At 37.3% G+C, this 2,229-nt stretch carries 3 protein-coding genes; 1 reads left to right on the forward strand and 2 read right to left on the reverse strand.

The features are described 5' to 3' along the window. The coding region (locus AB5217_RS24730) for an EAL domain-containing protein (RefSeq protein WP_368117392.1) at nt 1-281 on the forward strand (281 nt) is incomplete at its 5' end. Between the two features lie 186 nt (nt 282-467). Here AB5217_RS24730 and AB5217_RS24735 read toward each other — a convergent pair. Beyond that, entirely contained in the window at nt 468-707 is a 240-nt protein-coding gene (locus AB5217_RS24735; protein ID WP_368117393.1) for a transposase, read from the reverse strand. Nucleotides 708-711: 4 nt separating this feature from the next. Continuing rightward, nucleotides 712-2,055 carry a transposase gene (locus AB5217_RS24740; RefSeq protein ID WP_368117394.1) on the reverse strand — a complete coding sequence of 448 codons (1,344 nt, stop codon included), beginning with the start codon at nt 2,053-2,055 and terminating at the stop codon, nt 712-714. Nucleotides 2,056-2,229 lie beyond the last annotated feature (174 nt).

Here is a 2,229-nt window from a genome sequence, read left to right on the forward strand (position 1 = left end):
ATATGATAAAGAACGTTGATCTGCAGGTAATAAAGATAGACAAGTCCTTTATTCCTCTTGAAAAGGATTATGAGGGCAAGGATAAAGATCTTATAATGTTCTATTACATTATGAAAATGGTTAAAAAGCTTGGCAAGGAAACTATCGCCGAGGGAGTTGAAACTGAGCAGCAGCTTGACTATCTCAGAGAAGTTGGCTGTGACGCTGTTCAGGGCTTTGTGTTTGACAAGCCTCTGCCTGCGGCTGAGTTTGAGAAACGGCTTGCCTGCGGTTATAACTGATAAATAAAGGCGCTGTAAAAAAAGCGCAACAAAGCCCGTGGATTTCCTCGATATGGAAGCCCACGGGCTTTAATATATCACACAGCAAAAAAGAACTATCTAATCTTGAAAAAAGGGTATAGCAAACACACCGGCAGAAAATACAGCGCTTTTTGCCGATTATTAAAATGTTGAAAAATATCTTTTTCAGGCTGCTTTTCTGATTGCGATCTTCTTCAAGTGAAATTTATGCAGATTAAAACCACAGCAAATCATCGCAATTTCTAAATTCATGGCATTTAAGCCACGTCTTCTGGCTCTTGTGTATGACCGATTCCACTTGATGATACCATTTGCACCTTCAGATTGAATGCTTCTGTTCATTCTGAGAAGCGCTCCATGAATACAATTAAGATTGTTTAAAACCTCTTTGTGAAATGCTGTCAATTCTTCATTTATGCGAACTATGTATGCGAACTATGCGATTTCCCTTGCATTTGCAGCACTTTTCTTTATGAGAACAGTTTGCACATTCTTCACACTGATAGAATTCTTCTGTTCTCCCATATTTGTTTCCCTTTATGGGTCTGCTGTAAACGTAATGGAATTTTTTGTTGTTAGGACACACCAGATCACCATTTTCATCTATGCGGAAATTCACTGCTCTGTATGGATCATTATGGTATTTAATATTCTTGCTTTCTTTTTCATACATGGTGAATTTCATGTATTTTCCCATTCCGTGTTCTTCGCAGTACAGATAGTTGTTGAAGCTTCCATAGCCTGCGTCGGTAACTGGATATTCAGGATACTTTCCATATATTCTGTGGAATTTTTCCATAAGCGGCTTGAAGCAATCCATATCCGAGGCATACTGCTTTACGTCATATACGGCGATATACTCATCGCAAACGCCAAATTGTATGTTGTAACCTGGGAGCAGTTGATCGTTTTCCATATAGTCTTTTTTCATACGCATAAATGTTGCATCATGGTCTGTTTTGGAATAACTGTTTCGTTCATTGCCGCATATTTTTATGTGCTCTGCATACTTTTTTAGTCTCGCAATGTAACTTGTAAGCTTATCATAATATCGCTGTTCTGGAGTTTTATGATGTCCACGTCCCCTGACAGCAGAAGCAGGATCAAAACCGCAAAGCTGTATATATTGCTTCAATATCTGTTCGAGATATTCGATGGCATATTCTTCGCGAACTCCAAATTTCACACCAAATGCGGCTATTCTTTTATTTATCTCACTTAACAGTTCTGTTATCTTTGCAAATACTTTCACGCGATTTTTCTCACAGCTCTTTTTCCATACCCAGCTGTATTTGTTGGCGTTGGCTGTGATCTTTGTTCCGTCTATGTACACATGATCCATATCTACGTTTTCTTGTTCAAATATGTAAGCATTGATGTCAGCGAATATCTCTTCTATTTTTCCGTTAAGCACATTGTTCATAAAATTGTCTATCGTCATATGGCTTGGCGGCGCTTCGTCCTGTAATAACCACATAAAACGGATATCTGTTTTGCACAGCTTTTCTATTTTCCTTAATGATTCATAGCCATTTTCCATGAATGCGAACAGTATTACTTTTAGCAAAGTTTTTTCATCATATCTTGGTCTGCCTGTCCTGCGTTCCTCAGTCGTCAGGTATTTATTTAGGTCAATATGATCAATAACTTCACAAAATGTATATACTGGATCTGTTGTTTCAATAATTTTTTCAATTTCTATAGGAAATTTTAATTGATATGGTGTATTATATTCTTGTTGGTATTTTTTCATCAAATTTATTATACCACAAAAAAGACTGCTTTCCTACCCTTTTAAGGGTGGTTGCAGTCTTTTTTTATTGCGCGTTTTTTTACAGCGCCTTTTTTTGCTTATTCTTCACTTGCCTGATATGCGGAAAGGAATTTCTCGTAGATATCGGGATAATGTTTTTTTAGTCTTACAGGC

The organism is Bacteroides sp. MSSM.1001136sp1_RTP21357st2_D2_RTP21359_211015 (assembly GCF_040913205.1).
Taxonomy (GTDB): domain Bacteria; phylum Bacteroidota; class Bacteroidia; order Bacteroidales; family Bacteroidaceae; genus Bacteroides; species Bacteroides ovatus.

Bases quoted from the DNA above. Each gene is read 5' to 3' on its own strand.
- AB5217_RS24740 (WP_368117394.1), bottom strand. From the start codon at position 2,055: ATGAAAAAATACCAACAAGAATATAATACACCATATCAATTAAAATTT.